Raw genomic sequence first — 19,705 nt, 5'->3', positions numbered from 1 at the left:
GGCTAATACATATAGCGATTCATAAATCGCAATTGGTCGAACGCCTGGATCGAGTCCATTCCTACCCGTTTGCCGATGCGCGCCATCAAGCAATTAGCGGGATGGGAGGAGATCTCAGGATCATCTGTGGCGAAGTATTCAAGCCCGCCGGCATTCATCATTTTTTCCATGATTTTTCGGTATTCCCATACGTTCAAGCCTGTTCCTTTTAAGTCCCAATGCCAATAATACTCAGTTGTGATTATAATGAAATCTTCCATTGCATCATCCATCATGGCTACCCGCAGCATGTTTTTGCCAATGCCGCAGCCACGATAGTCGCTGATCACTTCAATCGCTCCCAGTTCAAGCAGATCTTCCATATTTCCTTCCGACCATCTTTCCAGAGGGTCCGGATATAGAAAGGTGACATAACCGATGATGGTGTCATTATGTCGGGCAATCACGATTCTCCCTTCCGGAAGCTGCGATATTTCATAGATTGCTTTTTGTTGTTGAAGGGGAGGGCGGAAGGCGACAAGCCCTTCATGGAATCCATATTTTTTTAGATTCTCGGGCAAGACCGGCCCTTCAATCAGCACGCTTCCCTGGGGCGTTTTCAATTCTTTGGCATTGTAGGTTTTCCTGTGCTCCATTTTTTCACCGCCTTATGTAAAGGATAACTATATTATGGCATATAAGAGCAAGCTATTAATAATCTTTTCCCTTTTGTTCATTCTCTTCCAATAGCTAGATTATACAGTGAATGAACGTTAATACATCATATCAAAATTTACAGAAATAGTAAAAGTTAGCGTCTTTGAATAATTTTAAAAATTGTGAATAATTTTCCTTTCATATATAATAATAGGGAAACTTCTAAAAAAGGGGAGATGCGGGGATGAAAATAGAAAAATTGCCGGTCATACAGGGTTCCTATAATTTGGAGAACTATGAAGACATGCAAAAACATTTTCAGTGGGAAGACGTTGAGAAAAGCTTTTCCTGGTATGAAACAGGCAAAGTGAATATGGCTTACGAAGCAATCGATCGCCATACTTTAGGAGTTAGGAAAAACAAGGTCGCTTTATATTACCGAAATGCCGACCGCGAAGAAAAATATACGTTCAAAGAAATGAAAGAGCTTTCAAATAAAGCCGGAAATGTATTAAGAAATGCGGCTAATGTGGAAAAAGGGGACCGTGTATTCATCTTTATGCCCCGTTCCCCTGAATTGTATTTTGCTGTCCTTGGCGCTATCAAGATAGGAGCGATCGTCGGTCCGTTATTCGAAGCGTTTATGGAAGGCGCAGTGAGGGACCGGCTTTCGGACAGCGAAGCGAAGGTCATTGTGACAACTCCGGAATTATTGCCTCGAATTCCGCTGGATGATCTTCCAAAACTTGAGCATGTATTTGTAGTGGGTGATCATGTTTCGGAAGAGGGTAAAATCATTGATTATCTTTCTTGTTTCAAGGATGCGAGCAAAGAATTGGCCATAGAATGGGTGGACCGTGAAGATGGCCTTTTGCTTCACTATACTTCTGGAAGCACCGGAAAGCCTAAGGGTGTCCTGCATGTACATAATGCCATGATTCAGCACTATCAGAGTGCAAAGTGGGTACTTGACCTGAAAGAAACGGATGTGTATTGGTGCACAGCCGATCCTGGTTGGGTTACAGGAACCTCTTACGGAATCTTCGGGCCATGGCTGAACGGAGCGACCAATGTAGTGGTCGGAGGCCGTTTTAAACCGGAAGCTTGGTATAAGACGATTGAAGATTACGGCGTTACTGTTTGGTACAGTGCTCCTACTTCATTCCGCATGCTGATGGGCGCTGGAGATGAAGTCGTGAAGAAATTTGACCTGAGCTCGCTCCGCCACATCCTTTCCGTCGGCGAGCCTTTGAACCCGGAAGTGATCCGTTGGGGGATGAAAGTATTCCAGTTGCGTATCCACGATACATGGTGGATGACTGAAACAGGCGCACAAGTGATCTGCAATTACCCTTGTCTTGAAATCAAGCCGGGAAGCATGGGGAAACCTCTGCCGGGAATCAAGGCGGCGATTGTGGATGACCAGGGACAAGAGCTGCCTCCTAACCGCATGGGCAACTTGGCTGTTAAGCGAGGGTGGCCTTCCATGATGAGCAGCATCTGGAATAATCCGCAAAAATATGAATCTTATTTTATGCCAGGGGATTGGTATGTTTCGGGAGATTCAGCCTATATGGACGAAGACGGTTATTTCTGGTTTCAGGGGCGTGTGGATGATGTCATTATGACTTCAGGAGAGCGGGTTGGGCCTTTCGAGGTGGAGAGCAAACTGGTCGAGCACCCCGCTGTGGCTGAAGCCGGGGTAATCGGCAAACCTGACCCGGTAAGAGGAGAGATCATCAAAGCTTTTATTGCCTTGCGTGACGGCTACGAAGAATCAGATGAGCTAATTGAAGAAATCCGCCAATTTGTCCGTAAGGGGTTGGCTGCCCATGCGGCTCCCCGGGAAATTGAATTTAAGGATAAGCTTCCTAAAACAAGAAGCGGTAAAATAATGAGACGCGTCTTGAAAGCTTGGGAATTAGATTTGCCTACAGGCGATGTATCTACAATGGAAGATTGATGGAGAATCAAAAGGCCGGCACAATATGTGCCGGCTTTTTTGATGTAAGGATTATAGATTGTTTAGTTATTTGGCTGCCGTGGTGCATTCGCATTCGCTTCCGGACTGTCTGCAGGCCCGGATGGTGGGGTCGTATTTCCGGCAGCATGATCATTCGGTCTTCCGTTTCCTTGGCTAGGTTGGGTGCCAGTATCCGCTTGTTGTTCCTCCGGCTTGTCGGCAGGAGGGGTCACCTGGTTGCTCGGTGACCGGGAAGGTTCGCCGGTTTGCCCGTTTTCTATTGCTGACGGTGCCGCTGCTCGTTCTCCTCCCCCAATGACTACAGCGTTAGAAGCTGGTGATTCATTTCCTGCAATATCGACTGCTTTTACCGTATAAGAGCCTGGTCCGCCGGAATAGCTTAATGTTTGCCCGGCCTTTATTGTGGCGACTTTACGGTTATTGTTATACACCCGGTAGCCGATAATATCGTTGTCGCCATGCGCTCCCCAGGTAATCGTATTACCACTTGACCTAATAGGGAATGCATAAGGAGCCCGGCCGTTCTCTGACATGGCGGCGGCGCTACCTCCTCCTCCGAATCCGCTGAATTGGGCAGGCAAATTGCTTGTCGAAATATACGGGCCAGCTATCATTTTAAGAAAATCGCCTGATAATATGGCGCCGCTTTCCACAAAGTCGCTCGGCGTAGAATCTAATGCCAGATAGCGCTGATCGCCGACAGTCACAAATTTTCCAGTGCTCATATTTGCTTTTTGAATATTCATCGCAAAATTAGCTGGATATAGGTCTGTCCCAATTCCTGCTTTCGTACAAACATCCTGCGACAAGCCAAGTGCGGAGCAATAGGATTTGTTGACCAGTCCTTCCGGCATCCGGAACCGTTTTTTAGTGCCAATCAATGCAGGGTCTACCGAGTAGGCTGCATTCATTAAGTCGGCCCATAAGTAAATATTGCGTTTACTGTATGACAGGCCTTTATAGGTCTGTTCCAATGGTTTAGGATGGTCGTAGCCTGTCCATACACCAAATGTTACGTTCGGGTTGGTGGCGACAAACCATGCATCTTTGTAATCCTGGCCTGTTCCAGTCTTTCCTGCGAAATCGCTTGAGAAGTTCAGGCGGTTCCGAAGAGAAGTAGCGGTACCGCTTGAGATGACATCCCTCATCATATCGATTGTCAAATAGGCGGTCTGTGGCGAGAATACGTCGACTGTATTGCTTTTATGCTGATAGATGACTTCGCCTTTTTTTGTCTCAATTTTTTCAATCATATAAGCATCGACGAATTTCCCTTCATTTGCAAAAGTTGCATAGGCATTGACGTTTTCTTCAACTGAAATACCTTTATCTAGCCCTCCAAGAGCTAATGAAGGATGGTAATAATCTCCTTCAGTCAAGCTGGTAACACCCATTTTAGCGAGATATTCAGCAGGCCGTTTGTTGAGAATATCCAAATAAAACTTGACTGCAGGTATATTTTGCGATGTTTTTAATGCTTCGCGTGCTGTCATTAGTCCCTTAAAAGTGCCTGTGTAATTACTCGGAGTATATCCTGAATAATAAAGCGGTGCATCCAGCACAAGAGAGCCTGGAGCCAGTTTTCCCATTTCAATGGCTGGAGCGTAGACAACCAATGGCTTCATAGTCGACCCGTTAGGCCTTAACGCTTGAGTAGCATGATTCATCGCTTCCCTTTTATAATCCCGGCCGCCCACAAAGCTCAATATTTTGCCTGTTTTGTTTTCGATTAACATAGCTCCGGTTTCCACAGGTTCTTGAAAAGCCGATATTACTTTTCCTGTTTGCGGATCCTTTATTTCTGTGTGTTTTGAGTTTCCGTAATACGGGAAGTTTTTGGTCACTTGATCCATTTTGTCGAACATGTCCTTATTGATGGTAGTGTGGATTCTGTAACCATTTTGCCGGATTGCTTGATCTGCAAGCAAGCGGTACTTATTCTGTATGTCTTTGTTTTTGTTTAATTCCGTTTCTGAAATACCGTCTTTGTTTGCCAGATAAGCAGAAATAATCTCGATTGACCGTCTTTCGATTTCAGCGGTCAAACTTGGGTATTTTTCGTATGCAGGCGGCCTTGCAGGGATGAAATCTTTCGTCACATCATAGGCCATGGCTTCATTGTATTCTTTTTCTGAGATAAAGCCGCCGCTGTACATCCGGTTAAGGACGATTTTTTGCCTGTTTAGGCCAGGCTCGAGATTTTCCTTGCGCGTTCCTTGGTTGGTAAATGGTGTATAGCCGAAAGGACTTTGTGGAAGTCCTGCTATATAAGCTGACTGTGCCAAGTTGAGGTTTTTGACGTCTTTTCCGAAAATTCCTTTAGCAGCAGCTTGTACACCTGCGATATTGGTTCCAGAGGAATTTCTGCCGAATGGTGAGATATTCAAATACGCTTCCAGAATATCATCCTTGGTGAAGAACTTTTCCAGACGCAATGCAAGGAGGATTTCTTTTGCTTTGCGGTCGAATGAGACTTCGTTTGTCAGGATTTGCTGTTTGATGAGCTGTTGTGTTAGTGTACTTCCGCCGGATTGCACGCTGGAGTTGGTCATTTCCTGGATGACCGCGCGAATGATGGCCTTCGGCACGACTCCTTCGTGCTTATAGAAATTTTCATCTTCGGTGGCGATTACTGCGTCTTTCAAATATTTGGGCATTTGCGACAGCGGCACTTCTTCTCTTTCTAAGTCAGTTCTGAGCTTGCCCAGGTATGTATTGCCTGCAAAGTAAAATTCCGACGTTTCTTCGTAATTGTAAATATCCTTTGCAAGCTCTGCTTTTGACCGGATTGGCTCTTTTTGGACAAGTGAGGCAAAATAGCCAGCTCCGGCTCCGCCAGCAAAGGCTGCTCCCAGCACACCTAAAATGATAAATACCAATAAAAGATTCCAGATAACTTGATAGGCAATGCGGTAACGGCGCTTGTTGTCTTCATGTTGCAGCTTGCGGAGAAGCTCTTTCATTTTGTTGGGCTTCCGGTTTTCATTCATTTATTCAACCCCCTGAAATTCAGAATTTATTATATCATAATCGCCTAGGTGAAAAGGGAACCGAATTGTAAATTTGTTAAATTACGATTGGGTGGAATGGTGCTGGGATATACTTTTGGGGGAGTGGTTGGAGGAGAATGCAGATGTTCCCGGATGAAGTTGACAATTAAAATGTGATATTATAGAATACAGTAAGATTTTAAAAATGCAGGTTAAATAGCGTTGCTATGACAGGCTTCAGTAGTGTTTCTATCACTGTTTAAGAGAGCCGGTGGTTGGTGTGAACCGGTATATATAGAACATGAATTACCGCCTCGAGCATTTGTCGGGAACGCCGGAAGCATCCGGTCAGTAGCGGCAAACGGCAAAAAATGCCGTTATCGGTTCAGAGTGGAGGATACCCTTTTCGGGTCCTCAAGTTGGGTGGTACCGCGATACTTTCGCCCCTTCAGTGATGAAGGGGCTTTTTTGTATGCATAAATAAATTTCCAGGAGGAAACAAGATGAGTAAAGAATTGTTGCAGGACCTACAATGGAGAGGCATTATTTACCAACAAACAGATGAAGAAGGTTTGCAGGAACAATTGGAAAAGGAAAGCACTGCTTTATACTGCGGCGTTGACCCAACAGCTGATTCCATGCATATCGGCCACTTGCTGCCATTCCTGACGCTGCGCCGTTTCCAACAGCATGGCCATAAGCCGATTATTTTGGTTGGCGGAGCGACCGGCATGATTGGAGACCCAAGCGGCAAGAAACAAGAGCGCCAGCTGCAATCCGTAGAGACGATTCAGCATAATGTAGATTGCTTGAAAAAGCAGATGGAAAGACTCTTTTCTTTTGAAGGAGAAAATGGGGCAATCATGACAAATAACTATGATTGGATCAGTTCTCTGGACATGATTACCTTCTTGCGCGATTACGGAAAGCATATCGGCGTTAACTACATGCTTTCTAAGGATATCGTTTCTTCCCGTCTGGAAGCAGGCATATCCTATACTGAATTCACGTATACGATTCTGCAGGCAATCGATTTCAACCACTTGTATGAAACATACAACTGTAAACTGCAAATCGGAGGCAGCGACCAATGGGGCAACATTACGACAGGTCTGGAAATGATCCGCAAATTGCAAGGAGAAGGTTCGAAAGCGTACGGACTGACCATTCCGCTTGTCACAAAAGCAGATGGAACCAAGTTCGGAAAAACGGAAAGCGGCGCAGTATGGCTTGATGCTGAAAAAACCACTCCGTACGAGTTCTATCAATTCTGGATCAACACAGCCGACTTGGATACCGTTAAGTATTTGAAAATCTTTACGTTCCTTTCCAGAGAAGAAATCGAAGCATTGGAGGAATCCTTGCGCACAGAGCCTCATCTTCGCAAAGCGCAAAAAGCTTTGGCTGAAGAAATGACCCGTCTGGTACATGGCCAGGAGGCATTGGATACGGCAAAGAATATTACGCAGGCTTTGTTCAGCGGCGATGTCAAATCACTGACTGCTGACGAAATCAAACAAGGTTTCAAGGATATGCCTTCCTATCAGCCTGAAAACAAAGACGATATGTTGCTTGTCGACTTGCTGGTTAATGCCAAAATATCCCCGTCCAAACGCCAGGCCCGTGAAGATATCACAAATGGCGCTATCAGTGTAAATGGCGAAAAAGTGACGGACGTCCAATACATGGTTACAGAAAGCGACCGGATGGATGGACAATTTACGATTATCCGCCGCGGCAAAAAGAAATATACGTTGATTCAATATTAATATCAAAAATCTTTTAAGCGGGAGCAAGCAGTCATGCTTGCTCCTTTTCGCGTTGCCGCAAGCTAATATAAATAGCACAATGTTTTACAGCCTTATTGTTTTGATTTCTTCTTTTGTTAGATGATGATCGATCTTGCAGGTTTCCTGCGCCTGACGTTCAAAAGCAGCGGCCATGTCATCGATACGCTAGGGCGGCTATATGGTGTTTGCTTACAACTGATTCATTCAAGGAGGAGCCGATTTGGGTGAAGATATTGATCCAGTAGGAGCTGGGGGGCTGTTTTATGGCTTGGAAAGCATTTCCGGTAAGTGGAAGAGAGGGTTTGCAAGAATAGGAGAGATTGAAGAGCTATGCGAACCGTTTTAATGCCAGTCTGAGGATTGATGTATAAAAAAATCCCCATCCAATAAAGGATAGGGATTTTTTTGCTACTACCGTGAGTACCACTCAACGATAAGAGCTTCGTTAATTTCAGCAGGCATTTCAGAACGTTCTGGTAAACGAGTGAAAGTACCTTCTAGCTTGTCAGCATCGAAAGTTACGAAATCAGGAGTGAAGTTGTTCACTTCGATTGCTTCTTTGATGATGTCAAGGTTGCGTGATTTTTCACGAACAGAGATTGTTTGGCCAGGAGTTACTTTGTATGAAGGAATATCAACGCGTTTTCCATCAACAAGGATATGTCCGTGGTTAACAAGTTGGCGAGCTTGGCGGCGAGTGCGTGCCAAACCTAAACGGTAAACTAGGTTATCAAGGCGAGATTCAAGAAGTGCCATGAAGTTTTCACCAAGGATACCAGTTTTCATCTTAGCCGCTCTATCGAAAATAGTACGGAATTGACGTTCGTTTACTCCGTACATATGACGAAGCTTTTGTTTTTCTTGCAACTGAAGACCATATTCAGTTAGCTTTTTACGTTGGTTTGGACCATGTTGTCCAGGAGCGTAAGGGCGTTTTTCAAGTTCCTTACCTGTTCCAGATAATGAAATTCCAAGACGACGGGAAAGTTTCCAGCTTGGACCTGTATAACGAGCCATGAATGACTCCTCCTCTTTGTTTTTATTTTGTAAAATAAAAACAGTAGTGAAAACAATGTCGTGACCATTTTATTTTCATGCATCCTCGCCCTAGCAGCCAAGGGTTACAAGATACACCTCTCGATCGGAGGAATAAAATGCGTTCACAATACGTTTGCACAAGCCGCATATTTTACACAATTGCCATTATATAATGGAGAGCAAGCAAAGTCAACAGAGAAAGTTGAAGGCAAAGAGCCAGCAGGATGAAAGGCAAGAGAAATTCTGCTTTTTTCATTATAGGGCCGGCCATAAGTAAAAAATACATAAAAAATACAAGTTTTTATGTGGGAAAAAAGGTATAATTTAGGAAAGAATGATGTTGTAGAATCGTATTTTTCGGCTAGAGAATAAAGATAAACAAGGCTAGATGCCTATGGAGCAAACAATAGGGATGATGTAAATGGAAAATAGAAATAAACAAAAGCTTGCAGAAATAAGGAGCTTATTCTTCAGTTGCCTGGAAGCTGGGGAGGAGGCGTTTGACTATAATCACTCGATTAGGCAATTGTTGACTCATATCCAGAAATGGCTTGGGGTAAGCGTTGCTGTTTATTACACCTATCAAGAAACACGCATACAGATGGTTCCTGTTCAATCGTCTGCAGGAGGGCCTGACAAATCTGCAGTTCTGCCCATTTCCTGCAGTGCCAGGGATTACAAACGTTTAACAGGGGCGTACGGTATTCCTGCCAGCCAATTGGCTATGCCGGACGAGTATCAATTCATAATCCCTCTCAGAGAGGATGGACATGTATCGGGCATCCTTGCTTTTGGCGGGCCGACAACGGATCTGCTGAATATGGAAGAGGAATGCCTGAAGATGATTTCGAGAGAGTGCAGCCGATTTTTGCGGATGATAGGCAGGCTTTCAAGGGTGGCCGTGCAGGAAAAGAGGTATAAGCAACTATACCGGGTAACGGAAAAATTCCACTCATCCATGAATATGAATGATGTGCTGGGTGAAATCATCCATACTTTACGCGAAGTATATCCTGAGTTTACGTATTATCTATTAATGTCCCATGATAATCATCATGATGAAGGGCTTCCGATAAAAGACTTGGAATATAACAGCGAGAATATTGCCGCTATGCAAGCTTACGTGAATAGCACTGTCCAGTTTGAAGATAGCCTTGCGGAGCAGAGTTCAATCTTTTATGCGCCTTTAAAGGGCAAACAAGGGGTCTATGGTGTATTGCAGGTTATTTCGGAAAAGACGAGTATGTTTCCGAAAAGCGAAGTTGAGTTCATTACCCTGCTTGCCAACACAGCGGGCAGCGCAATTGAAAATGCTCAATTATATCAGCAATCCAAGAGGCTGATTGCGGATCTGCAATTGATTAACGAAACCTCCCACCGCCTGAATTCCAATCTGCGCCTTAACGAAACGATGAACTATATGAAGGAGCAGATCAGCAAATCCTTCAACGCTGAAGAAATCGGATTCGTGCTTTATTCATCAGATCAGGAGTGGAAGGTTGTTCCGGGAAGCTCGAACTTCTTTTCGAAACCCGGGAGCCTGAAGTATCTTTCTTATGTCAAAGAAAAGATTGAACAGGAGAAGGAGTCATTGTTCCTTGGCGATATGAGGCTGGCAAATGGCGAACCGGCTGCATTCCGTTCAATCATGGCCGTGCCGATGGTGCAGAGCGGAAGCATTAAGGGGTTCGCTGTGGTCATGCATCGTGATACCTATCATTTTACATTTGATATGTTCAAGCTTCTGCAATCGCTTATCCACCATTCGACGCTTGCCTTTACAAACTCCATTCTGCGTGAGGAATTGGAACGAATGGTAGTGATGGACCATGTTACACAGCTTTACTCGCGCAATTATCTGGATGAAAAGCTCTTGGAATCTATGAAAACAGAAGATCAAGGCGTTTTTATCCTGATGGATATCGATAACTTCAAAACAATCAATGATACCTACGGCCATCAAATAGGCGATGAGGTGCTTGTGCAGGTAAGCAATATCATCATGGCAAGCATCCGGAGTACCGACATCGCAGCTAGATGGGGCGGCGAAGAATTGGCTATTTATCTTCCAAAGGTCAATTTGGAAACGGGTTATAAGATCACTGACCGGATTCGCCAAAAGGTAGAGAAAGAAACCTCCCCGATGGTCTCTGTATCCTGTGGGGTTTCCTATTGGTATTCGCAACAAAAGGACCATGTGCATGCCTTGTTCAAGCGTGCTGACACAGCTTTGTATGAAGCGAAGAATACAGGCAAAAACAGGGTCATTTTGCAAGCATAATAAAACAGGAAGCTGGCCTCAGCTTCCTGTTTTGCTTTTACAGATGTATTTGGAGAACTTCGGCAAATGCTTCAAGCAGCGCTTCTTCTTCTTTGCTGAACCGATTCTTCAAAGGGCTGTCGATATCCAGCACTCCAACTAAGTTTCCGTCCTTCATGAGTGGAATGACGATTTCAGATTGTGAAGCCGCATCGCAGGCGATGTGGCCAGGAAATTGATGAACATCATCCACCCGGATTGTTTTTCGTTCTAGAGCGGCTGTTCCGCAAACGCCTTTTCCCATGGGAATCCGTATGCAGGCAGGCAATCCCTGGAATGGCCCAAGAACAAGCATGCCTTCTTCGTACAGGTAAAATCCCACCCAATTAATATCTTCTAGAAAGACATTTAGAAGCGCTGCAGCATTGCTGAGATTGGCAATCCTATTCGGTTCTCCCTCAATGAGCGATTGCAGTTGTTTTGTGACTAAATTGTACTTATCTTTAAGTGTTCCTTGATAACTTTCGACTGTAAACATCATTAAATTCCTTTCTTTGTTTTGCTTCTACACGAATCACCCTTCTTCCCGGCACACCTGTCGAAACTCCTTTGCAGGAAACAGGCAGTCGCAGGCGAATAAAGTGTTGAAAGAAGAAAGTTGGGTGATGGGTGTGAAGAAAAACCGTTATAAGAATAATACAAAAAATGAAATTATTGAAGCTGCCCTGTTGCTATTCCACGCCAATGGGTATGATGGCACCTCCATCCGGGACATTGCAGCAAAGGCCCAAACAAACCCGGCTAATATAGCTTATTATTTCAAAAATAAAGCCGGATTGCTTGAATATTGTTTTATCCACTATCTGGAAGGATATATTAGAATAATAGAAGCCGAGCTTGATTACTTGGAAAGCGGTTCGGCAGCCCCTGATCAATGCTTATTATCAATCATGGCTGGATTATTGGATTTCCAAAACGAACATTTGTTGGCCGCACGCTTTGTGACAAGAGAAATGTCGCTTGATACCACTTTGAACCGGGAAGTGCTTACTACTTATATGGCAAAAGAAAGCTACTATTTGCGCTATGTCATCGAGCGGGGGATTTCTGAAGGGCGTTTGCAAAAAGTCCATATCCCAACATTTATTCTGCAGATCAAGGGACTATTGAATGCGCCGGTCTTCAATGTCCAATATGCTTCAGAATTGCTGTATATTCCAGCTAATGATCCCTATTTCCAGGAGCAGTATAAAGACCAATGCATCCAGCTGGTCTCTTCATTCATCCAACAAAAAAAACTGATGCCTATTCTTTGATCCATAGATCGGTAGGCTTAGATAGTTGGCTGCGTTCTGCCAGTTCGCTGTACCCTTGTCCAAGGTCGGCTGCACAATGGGCATCGCTTCCATAAATGAGCGGAACTCCGAGTCTGAGCGCTTCTTCAGCCAGCGGCTGGGGCGGATACGTTTCTTGGCAGAATGGTTTCATGCTGCCCGCTCCATTATAGTCGAGTGAGAAATTCATTTTTTTTGCCAAACGGATAAGTTCCAGCTCCTGTTGCCGGAATGATTGCCGGGGGGGATAAACCAGCTGGAATTTATGGGATAAAGTAATATGTCCAACTCTGGCAGGTTTATAGGCTCCGAGATCAGCCAACAGGGATTTGCTTACCGTTTGGTAATAGCAGTTATAGATATTGTCTACTGAGCCAAACTCTCCGATCATCGTCCGGAAGTATTCCTCGCTATAATCCATGCAATAATACCGGTCTGAATTTTTAAGGAAATGGACAGAAAGTATACTGTCATCCAAATAAGGGCCGATTTCGTCCATCCATTCTTTTGTTTCGTTTTCGTAACCCTCAATAAAGTCGAATTCCAGACCGATATGTATGTTGATGGCGCTCCGGTATTCTTTTTTTAATGCTTGCAGTTCTTTGATATAAGGTTGTAAATCCTCCGGTTTCATGGCACTGTCCTGTAAGGGCGTAGGATCTGTAAAATGTCTGGGGAGCGGTGCATGTTCCGTAAAAGTCATTTCTTCCAATCCATGATCGATGCCCCATTCGATATAGGAAACAAAAGGGTCATTGCTTCCGTGGGGACAGTAGGGAGAATGGATATGGCCATCAGCCTTCATGGTCGAAAACCTCCTTTTATCGCTTTTTAGATATAATTTTATGGAAAAATCAAAATAACTACTTAAAAAATATTGTTTACATGGTATCATAAAAGCTATAAAAAGCGTATTTTTAGATGTTTTTTCGAAGAAAAAAGGATTTTATGCCTGTTCTTGCCGAAAAATATATAAATGCTTAATTTTATTCGTTTTTCTTACATAATAGATGACAATTGAACATAACCATGAATCGCTATCTTCGGTAAAAACAATGCAGAAAAAGATACATTCAGTTTGATACAGGGGGCTTTGTAATGGCGTATATTTTAGGCTTTATCATTTTGGTGCTGGCCTTTTTGGCGGTCGGTTATTTTTTCAAAAAAAAACGGTATAAAGATGTTGATCAGCTAGAAGAATGGAAATTGAAAATTATGAATCGCCCTGTACTCGATGAGCTTTCTAAGGTAAAACAATTAAATATGACTGGCGAAACTGAAGAAATGTTTGAGAAATGGCGTAACGAATGGGATGAAATCGTTACAGTCCGCTTGCCGGATGTCGAGGAATTATTGTTTGACGCTGAGGAATTTATCGACAAATACCGATTCAGCCAATCGAAGGAAGTACAACGAAAAATATCACAACAACTGAAGGATGTGGAGGCATCCATCCAACAAATCATCGACGAGCTTAATGAGTTGGTAGGCAGCGAGGAAAGCAACCGTGTCGAAATCGAGGAATTAAAAGAAGAATACAGGGTTTCTAAAAAAGGATTGCTGGCGCACCGCCATCAATACGGAAGAGGAGCGGCCATCCTGGAGCATACACTAGAAGAAACGCTGTCTTTGTTTTCCCAGTATGAAGAAGCGACTGAAAACGGAAACTACCTCCAGGCGCGTGAGTTTGTCTTAAAGATCCGTTCCTGTATGAAAGATGTCCGTGACCGGATGAATAGAATGCCGGATCTATTGACAGAAGCGAATACTGTATTGCCGAACCAATTGAATGAATTGAAGGACGGCTTTGCAGAAATGCTCGAAAAAGAATACATCCTGGATGCAATTGAATTTTCTAAAGAAATGGATGGCATGGAGAAACAGCTGGCCCAGTGCGCTGAATTATTGGATATGGCGGAAGTGGAACAAGCTGAACACGGGCTTGATGAATTAAAGGGCCGTATTTCCACATTATACGATTTATTCGAGAATGAAGTGGTTTCCCGGCAATATGTTGCCAGTGAAAGCGAGAAAGTCAAGGATGATTTATCGATTGCTACATATGAAAACGATAAGCTGAAGATGGATACAAATACAATCAAGCATAGCTACCATATATCGGAGAACGATATTAAGCATCAAAAGAACCTGGAAAAACAATTGTCGTCCATCGTTAAGCAAGCGGAATACCTGCAGGCGAAAATCAATCAGCGCGATACAGCCTATTCTTTGCTTGCTGACCAATTGCGTGATATTCAACAGAAACTCGCAGAGATAACGAAGGAACAAAAGGCATATTCCCAGACCATACACGATCTGCGGAAAGATGAGCTTGAGGCGCGCTCCCAAATTAAGAAGTTGCATGCAGACATGAAGCAAGCTAAAAGATGGTTGGTAAAAAGCAATGTCCCAGGGGTTCCTGAGGCATATAAACAAAAATTGGCGGAAGCAGTTGAAGCACTGTCCGATGTCTCGGATAAGCTAGAGGAAACGCCTTTGGATATGGCTGCTGTCAATATATATATGGAAAAAGCGCACTCTTCTGTTGAGGGATTCGTCCAATATTCCCATGATATGATTGAAGAAATGCTATTGAGTGAAAAAGTGATCCAATATGCGAACCGTTATCGAAGCAAATATCCATCAATCGGTTTGTCCCTTCAGGAAGCGGAGGCGAAATTCAGGCAGTATGAATACAGCGCAGCTTTGGAAGAAGCGGCAGCTGCCCTGGAAAAAGTAGATCCGGGAAGCTTGAAGGAAATTAAAGTACAGAAATCCTATCTCGATGAGCTGGATTAAATAGCAAAAGGCCTTACCTTTTACAGGGAAGGTCTTTTTGTGTGTGTATTTTATATACGGGATCCTACAGCCATTTTTCTATTGTGTTAAATTGATGAAGATTTTCTTCAACCCATATGAGGCCGTTACATAGAGTGGGTTGTTAAAACCATCCAATCCTTAAAGGGCAACTGACGAGTTCGCTATTTGTACTCCTTTTATTGGCCAGTCCCAAAAGGCTTTCCTCTCACTTTCGTTTTTAAAAATAAAAAAACGAGTATAAAACCTTTCGTTCGTTTTATACTCGTTTTGTACAAGATTGTTTTTACTAGGGGATGAAGCGACCTAACTCTTAGTCCAAATCGATATCGATCATTGAACTTTCCTTCACTTTACCGAACGCTAGAGTGTATCCGTATCCAAGTAGAGCCCCTGCCATTGCTGGGATCAACCAAGCAATCCCCTGGGCTGCCAGCGGAAGGCTGCCGACCAGTTCTGTCAGGGCGCCCAAATGGATGCCTAAACCAGTAAGTACATCAATTAAGCTTACAACACCTGTGGCTAGCATAGCTCCAAGATATACAGCAGAATGACCGTTGAAAATATGATGTACAAGCGACAGCACAATCAATGTGATTGCCAGTGGATAAATGAAACTTAATACAGGCAATGAAATAGAGATCAGTTTCGCTAATCCGAAGTTAGCAACCACTGTGCTGAACAGTGCTAAGATACAAACAAGAGCTTTATAGGACAAAGCCGGGATTTGCTGGGCGAAGAATTGTGAACAAGATGAAATCAGCCCAACAGAAGTTGTTAAACAAGCAAGTGTGATAGTCAGAGCGAGAATAATACTTCCGAAAGATCCGAACATCACTTTTGTTGATGCCGATAGGATGGCGCCTCCGTTGTCGAGCACGCCTACTTCTGAAGCACTGGTTGCTCCGATATAAGTTAATGCTAAGTAAACAATCGCTAGGCCGGCAGCTGCAATTAATCCAGCTCTTCCGACCGCTTTGGTGATTACCTGCGGTTTAGTGATTCCGATTCCTTTAATAGCTGAGATGATGACGATTCCGAACACTAGGCCGCCAATTGTATCCATTGTTAAATAACCTTCAGTAAATCCATTGAAGAATGAATTGGTGAGATAAGCTTCGCTTGGTTCAGCAATAGGGCCAAGTGGAGAAAAAATGCTTTTCCCAACCAGAACGGTAAGAACGATCAATAAGATAGGTGTAATGATTTTACCGATCCGATCGACTAATTTTGTCGGATTCATAGACAGCCATGCTGTTACAGCGAAAAAGACAATCGATAACAGAATTAATGGGATAGGTGATTTTGCCATTGATTCATTCAAGAAAGGCAGGATTCCGATTTCATATGTGACAGTGGCCGTTCTAGGAATACCGAAGAAAGGGCCGATTGCCATATAAATAACGATTGTGAAGACGATTCCGAAAACAGGATGTACGCGGCTTGCCATTGTTTGAAGATTGCCCGCCTTACCGACTGCAATAACCGCCAATAAAGGAAGGCCGACTCCTGTAACAAGAAATCCTGCAACAGCCATCCAAATATTTGTACCTGCTTGTTGGCCAAGGAATGGCGGAAAAATAATATTGCCGGCTCCAAGGAAAAGAGCGAAGAGCATCAGCCCGATCGCAAATATTTGCTTTGTTGAAAATTCTTTATTCATATAAATGTCCTCCATTTCTGCTAACCAGTGCGGCTTAAGGCCGAGTCATTGTAATTAGCTACTTTTTAATACAATGGTAATCGGTGTCAGGGTTTCTGTTGCCTAGAAATAGTTTGGATAAAACCCGCTGTAAATATTTAATTTTTCAAACAATTTAATCTAGTATAATAATTTAGACTATAAAATCATTTCTGTTATTACAAGTACATTTATAGATTTTACACAGGGAATTAATATTTTGCAAAAACTTTTTTCACATTTATATTTGGTAATTAAAGACTGTTTATCTTTTTATGGCAATTGTGTTAAAATTAAGAGTTGCATAAGCATACAAATTGGATGGTGTCTTACATGATATATTTTGATAATAGTGCGACCACGCTTCCTTATAAAGAAGTCATTGATTCCTTTACGCAATCTTCTACCAAATTCTTCGGCAATCCCTCTTCCCTTCATGGAATAGGGGCATCAGCGGAAAAATTGATGAGTATGGCAAGAAAACAAATTGCTTCCATTTTGAAGGTAGAGGAGCAGGAGATCTATTTTACTTCTGGAGGAACGGAGGGCAATAATATAAGCATTAAAGGTACAGCTCTTGCGTTCAAACAGAGGGGTAAACATATAGTGATATCAGGGGTGGAACATGCCTCGGTAAAAGAAGCTTGCAAACAACTGCGCGATGAAGGGTTCGAATTGACGATCATCCCTGTCGGCCCAGAAGGAAGAGTGAGTGCGGAGGATGTCGTCGGAGCTCTTCGGGATGATACAATCCTCGTGTCGATCATGCACGTGAACAATGAAGTCGGTTCTATACAGCCAATTGAAGAAATAGGCACGGAATTGAAGCGATTTCCGAAGGCGCTATTTCATGTTGATAATGTACAAGGGATTACGAAAGTCCCCTTGGATTTCAAAAAGGCTGGCATAGACCTGTGCAGCATGTCCGGCCATAAATTCCATGGTTTAAAAGGAACAGGAATCCTTTATATCAGGGAAGGCATTGCCTTGAGCCCTTTATTTTCCGGAGGCAGCCAGGAGCGCCGGGTTCGGAGCGGCACGGAAAATGTTGCTGGTGCTGTCTCTTTGGCAAAGGCATTGCGTTTATCAACCGAGCGAATGGCATCCGATTTGGCAAAAATGAGCCAAATCCAACAATACTTGCGCGAAGGCTTAAATCGTTTGGAAGGAGTGGTTGTCAATACTCCTGCCCATTTGGCTGCGCCGCATATTCTTAACTTTTCCGTTCCTGGTGTGAAATCTGAAGTATTAGTGCATGCTTTAGAAGAAAAAGAAATTTATGTATCTACAACCAGTGCTTGCTCGTCAAAGAAAAAAGCGGTAAGCGATACAATCTTGATGATGACGGGGGATGAAGCGTTGGCAGCCAGTTCAATCCGTGTATCACTGTCTTATGACAACACAATCCAACAGGCTGAGACGTTCATCCGTTCTTTAAAGGATATACTTGAAAAATTACAAGAAGTTATGAGGTAACAAGAATGAAATTTGATCAAATATTAATCCGTTACGGCGAATTATCGACTAAAGGCAAGAATCGCCGCGCCTTTGTTGCTAAATTAAAAAGAAGCATTAAATATGCCTTGAAAGATAAACGATTCGACATGCTCGAGATTGAAGCGACCAGAGACCGCATGTACATCCTGTTAAATGGAGCCGACTATAGAGAGGTAGCGGACCGTTTGAAAAAAATCTTCGGTATCCAATCTTTTTCTCCCGTGGTAGTAGTCGAGAAGGAGATTGATGCCATTAAACAAGCCGGCTTGGATTATATAGCCGGTCTGGAAAAACCAATTTCTACTTTCAAAGTGACGACTAAAAGGGCGGATAAATCCTTCCCTTTGGAAACAAACGATATTAACCGTGCAGTAGGCGGCCATATTCTTTGGCATAATCAGCAGCTTTCAGTTGATGTGAAGAAGCCGGACCTGAACCTGGTTGTTGAAATCAGAAAAGAAGCGGCTTACCTGACTGGCGAAATTATACAGGGCGCAGGCGGGTTGCCCCTTAATTCAAGCGGAAAGGCGATGCTGATGCTATCGGGCGGCATCGACAGCCCTGTAGCCGGATACCTGACAATGAAAAGGGGCATAGAGGTAGAATGCATTCATTTTTACAGCCCTCCTTTTACAAGCGAACGCTCCAAGCAAAAGGTTTTGGATCTTGCTGAAGTCCTTTCTTATTCGTGCGGCCATATGATGGTGCATGTCGTGCCGTTTACTGATATTCAAAAGAAAATACAGCAGCAAATTCCGGAAAATTACTCAATGACCACTACGCGCCGGCTAATGCTGCGGATAGCGGATGCCATTGCCGAAAAACAAGGGGCGCTTGCTATTATTACAGGAGAAAGCCTGGGCCAGGTGGCGAGCCAGACATTGCATAGCATGAATGCAATCAATGAAGTGACAACAACGCCGATTATCCGCCCGCTTATCACAGCTGATAAATTAGAAATCATCAAGCAGGCGGAAGAATTAGGGACGCTGGAAATTTCAAATAGACCATATGAGGATTGCTGTACGGTGTTTACGCCTGCCAATCCAAAAACGATGCCTCGCCGCGAGAAAGTGAATTATTATGAAAGTTTTATTGAATTTGACGAGCTTATTGAAGCGGCTGTGAATCATACAGAAACAATCCATGTCAAGCCAGGCAAAACGATCGAAAACAGTGAGATGGACGATTTGCTATAATCAATCGGATTCTCACTGGGGTTTGATCGCCCACTTACAATTTTTTTGTCTTCACCAGTGTTGTAGTGGGAGCTTAACGCCGATTAGAAAGGGATAAAAGAAAAAGATGCGGATTTTAAAGAAGCTGATTTCCGGGCGTCGGAACATGTGAAGAATTACCAATGCTCCCGCAGAATAATGCCATGTGTTTTTACACAATCTATTATCACAAAGGAGGTGAAAACACATGGCAAACAACAACAGCAGCTCAAACCAATTGCTAGTACCGGGAGTACAAGGCGCACTTGACTCAATGAAATACGAAATCGCTACAGAATTCGGCGTGCAACTTGGACCGGATGCTACTTCTCGCGCTAACGGATCAGTTGGTGGAGAAATTACTAAACGTCTAGTTCAAATGGCTGAACAACAATTGGGCGGTTACCAAAAATAATTAAATACAATGGCTACAAGAGAGCAGGCAATCCGCCTGCTCTCTT

General features: G+C 43.5%; 15 protein-coding genes and 1 other annotated feature. Of the genes, 9 read left to right on the top strand and 6 right to left on the bottom strand.

Going from position 1 to position 19,705, the window contains the following annotated elements:
• Window positions 1–2 precede the first annotated feature (2 nt).
• A complete protein-coding gene (locus BN1765_RS15960; RefSeq protein WP_050616072.1) occupies window positions 3–635 on the bottom strand; it encodes a GNAT family N-acetyltransferase in 633 nt (210 codons plus the stop codon).
• Window positions 636–880: 245 nt separating this feature from the next.
• Here BN1765_RS15960 and acsA point away from each other — a divergent pair, with 245 nt between their 5' ends.
• Window positions 881–2,599, top strand: a complete 1,719-nt coding sequence (acsA, locus tag BN1765_RS15955; protein ID WP_050616071.1) for an acetate--CoA ligase — start codon at window positions 881–883, stop codon at window positions 2,597–2,599.
• 62 nt (window positions 2,600–2,661) lie between these two features.
• Here the strand turns inward: acsA and BN1765_RS15950 are convergent, their stop codons facing one another.
• Window positions 2,662–5,610: a transglycosylase domain-containing protein gene (locus BN1765_RS15950; RefSeq protein ID WP_069203043.1), complete on the bottom strand. Its 2,949-nt coding sequence runs from the start codon at window positions 5,608–5,610 to the stop codon at window positions 2,662–2,664.
• Between the two features lie 218 nt (window positions 5,611–5,828).
• Window positions 5,829–6,061 (top strand) — a binding site (T-box leader).
• Between the two features lie 52 nt (window positions 6,062–6,113).
• Here BN1765_RS15950 and tyrS point away from each other — a divergent pair.
• Together tyrS and BN1765_RS20605 are read left to right on the top strand one after the other, a co-directional pair.
• Window positions 6,114–7,379 carry a tyrosine--tRNA ligase gene (gene tyrS / locus BN1765_RS15945; RefSeq protein ID WP_050616070.1) on the top strand — a complete coding sequence of 422 codons (1,266 nt, stop codon included), beginning with the start codon at window positions 6,114–6,116 and terminating at the stop codon, window positions 7,377–7,379.
• A gap of 241 nt (window positions 7,380–7,620) precedes the next feature.
• Window positions 7,621–7,746 carry a hypothetical protein gene (locus BN1765_RS20605; RefSeq protein WP_261797564.1) on the top strand — a complete coding sequence of 42 codons (126 nt, stop codon included), beginning with the start codon at window positions 7,621–7,623 and terminating at the stop codon, window positions 7,744–7,746.
• 65 nt (window positions 7,747–7,811) lie between these two features.
• Here BN1765_RS20605 and rpsD read toward each other — a convergent pair whose 3' ends face one another.
• On the bottom strand, window positions 7,812–8,417 hold the full coding sequence (gene rpsD / locus BN1765_RS15940) for a 30S ribosomal protein S4 (protein WP_050616069.1): 606 nt from the start codon (window positions 8,415–8,417) through the stop codon (window positions 7,812–7,814).
• 442 nt (window positions 8,418–8,859) lie between these two features.
• Here rpsD and BN1765_RS15935 point away from each other — a divergent pair, with 442 nt between their 5' ends.
• Window positions 8,860–10,719 (top strand): diguanylate cyclase domain-containing protein, encoded by a 1,860-nt coding sequence (locus BN1765_RS15935; RefSeq protein ID WP_050616068.1) that lies wholly within the window; start codon window positions 8,860–8,862, stop codon window positions 10,717–10,719.
• Between the two features lie 37 nt (window positions 10,720–10,756).
• Here the strand turns inward: BN1765_RS15935 and BN1765_RS15930 are convergent, their stop codons facing one another.
• The gene (locus tag BN1765_RS15930) at window positions 10,757–11,236 is read right to left on the bottom strand and encodes a GAF domain-containing protein (protein WP_050616067.1); all 480 of its coding nucleotides are present in this window, start codon (window positions 11,234–11,236) and stop codon (window positions 10,757–10,759) included.
• A 106-nt stretch (window positions 11,237–11,342) separates the two neighbouring features.
• Here BN1765_RS15930 and refZ point away from each other — a divergent pair, with 106 nt between their 5' ends.
• Complete coding sequence (refZ, locus tag BN1765_RS15925) at window positions 11,343–12,014, top strand: forespore capture DNA-binding protein RefZ (protein ID WP_050616066.1); 672 nt, start codon at window positions 11,343–11,345, stop codon at window positions 12,012–12,014.
• On the opposite strand, the gene hisJ is transcribed toward refZ, so the two are convergent.
• On the bottom strand, window positions 12,004–12,837 hold the full coding sequence (hisJ, locus tag BN1765_RS15920) for a histidinol-phosphatase HisJ (protein ID WP_050616065.1): 834 nt from the start codon (window positions 12,835–12,837) through the stop codon (window positions 12,004–12,006). The genes refZ and hisJ overlap by 11 nt on opposite strands.
• A gap of 293 nt (window positions 12,838–13,130) precedes the next feature.
• On the opposite strand from hisJ, the gene ezrA reads away from it, so the two are divergent.
• Window positions 13,131–14,831: a septation ring formation regulator EzrA gene (gene ezrA / locus BN1765_RS15915; RefSeq protein WP_050616064.1), complete on the top strand. Its 1,701-nt coding sequence runs from the start codon at window positions 13,131–13,133 to the stop codon at window positions 14,829–14,831.
• 331 nt (window positions 14,832–15,162) lie between these two features.
• Here the strand turns inward: ezrA and brnQ are convergent, their stop codons facing one another.
• A complete protein-coding gene (brnQ, locus tag BN1765_RS15910) occupies window positions 15,163–16,512 on the bottom strand; it encodes a branched-chain amino acid transport system II carrier protein (RefSeq protein WP_050616063.1) in 1,350 nt (449 codons plus the stop codon).
• Window positions 16,513–16,863: 351 nt separating this feature from the next.
• Here brnQ and BN1765_RS15905 point away from each other — a divergent pair, with 351 nt between their 5' ends.
• From BN1765_RS15905 to BN1765_RS15895, 3 genes are all read left to right on the top strand, one after another.
• On the top strand, window positions 16,864–18,006 hold the full coding sequence (locus BN1765_RS15905; protein ID WP_050616062.1) for a cysteine desulfurase family protein: 1,143 nt from the start codon (window positions 16,864–16,866) through the stop codon (window positions 18,004–18,006).
• Window positions 18,007–18,011: 5 nt separating this feature from the next.
• A complete protein-coding gene (gene thiI / locus BN1765_RS15900) occupies window positions 18,012–19,226 on the top strand; it encodes a tRNA uracil 4-sulfurtransferase ThiI (RefSeq protein WP_050616061.1) in 1,215 nt (404 codons plus the stop codon).
• Window positions 19,227–19,452: 226 nt separating this feature from the next.
• Window positions 19,453–19,659, top strand: a complete 207-nt coding sequence (locus tag BN1765_RS15895) for an alpha/beta-type small acid-soluble spore protein (protein WP_050616060.1) — start codon at window positions 19,453–19,455, stop codon at window positions 19,657–19,659.
• Window positions 19,660–19,705: the final 46 nt, after the last annotated feature.

It is taken from the genome of Bacillus testis, assembly GCF_001243895.1.
Classification (GTDB): domain Bacteria; phylum Bacillota; class Bacilli; order Bacillales; family DSM-1321; genus Bacillus_AD; species Bacillus_AD testis.
The sequence above is the reverse complement of the archived record's forward strand: the minus strand, read 5'-3'. Positions and strand labels throughout refer to the sequence as shown.

What these genes read in the sequence shown, in the direction of transcription:
- rpsD (WP_050616069.1), bottom strand. Translation starts at nt 8,417, where the DNA reads ATGGCTCGTTATACAGGTCCAAGCTGGAAACTTTCCCGTCGTCTTGGA.
- BN1765_RS15895 (WP_050616060.1), top strand. Translation starts at nt 19,453, where the DNA reads ATGGCAAACAACAACAGCAGCTCAAACCAATTGCTAGTACCGGGAGTA.
- tyrS (WP_050616070.1), top strand. Translation starts at nt 6,114, where the DNA reads ATGAGTAAAGAATTGTTGCAGGACCTACAATGGAGAGGCATTATTTAC.
- acsA (WP_050616071.1), top strand. Translation starts at nt 881, where the DNA reads ATGAAAATAGAAAAATTGCCGGTCATACAGGGTTCCTATAATTTGGAG.
- brnQ (WP_050616063.1), bottom strand. Translation starts at nt 16,512, where the DNA reads ATGAATAAAGAATTTTCAACAAAGCAAATATTTGCGATCGGGCTGATG.
- BN1765_RS15935 (WP_050616068.1), top strand. Translation starts at nt 8,860, where the DNA reads ATGGAAAATAGAAATAAACAAAAGCTTGCAGAAATAAGGAGCTTATTC.
- BN1765_RS15930 (WP_050616067.1), bottom strand. Translation starts at nt 11,236, where the DNA reads ATGTTTACAGTCGAAAGTTATCAAGGAACACTTAAAGATAAGTACAAT.
- BN1765_RS15960 (WP_050616072.1), bottom strand. Translation starts at nt 635, where the DNA reads ATGGAGCACAGGAAAACCTACAATGCCAAAGAATTGAAAACGCCCCAG.
- hisJ (WP_050616065.1), bottom strand. Translation starts at nt 12,837, where the DNA reads ATGAAGGCTGATGGCCATATCCATTCTCCCTACTGTCCCCACGGAAGC.
- BN1765_RS15905 (WP_050616062.1), top strand. Translation starts at nt 16,864, where the DNA reads ATGATATATTTTGATAATAGTGCGACCACGCTTCCTTATAAAGAAGTC.
- ezrA (WP_050616064.1), top strand. Translation starts at nt 13,131, where the DNA reads ATGGCGTATATTTTAGGCTTTATCATTTTGGTGCTGGCCTTTTTGGCG.
- BN1765_RS15950 (WP_069203043.1), bottom strand. Translation starts at nt 5,610, where the DNA reads ATGAATGAAAACCGGAAGCCCAACAAAATGAAAGAGCTTCTCCGCAAG.
- thiI (WP_050616061.1), top strand. Translation starts at nt 18,012, where the DNA reads ATGAAATTTGATCAAATATTAATCCGTTACGGCGAATTATCGACTAAA.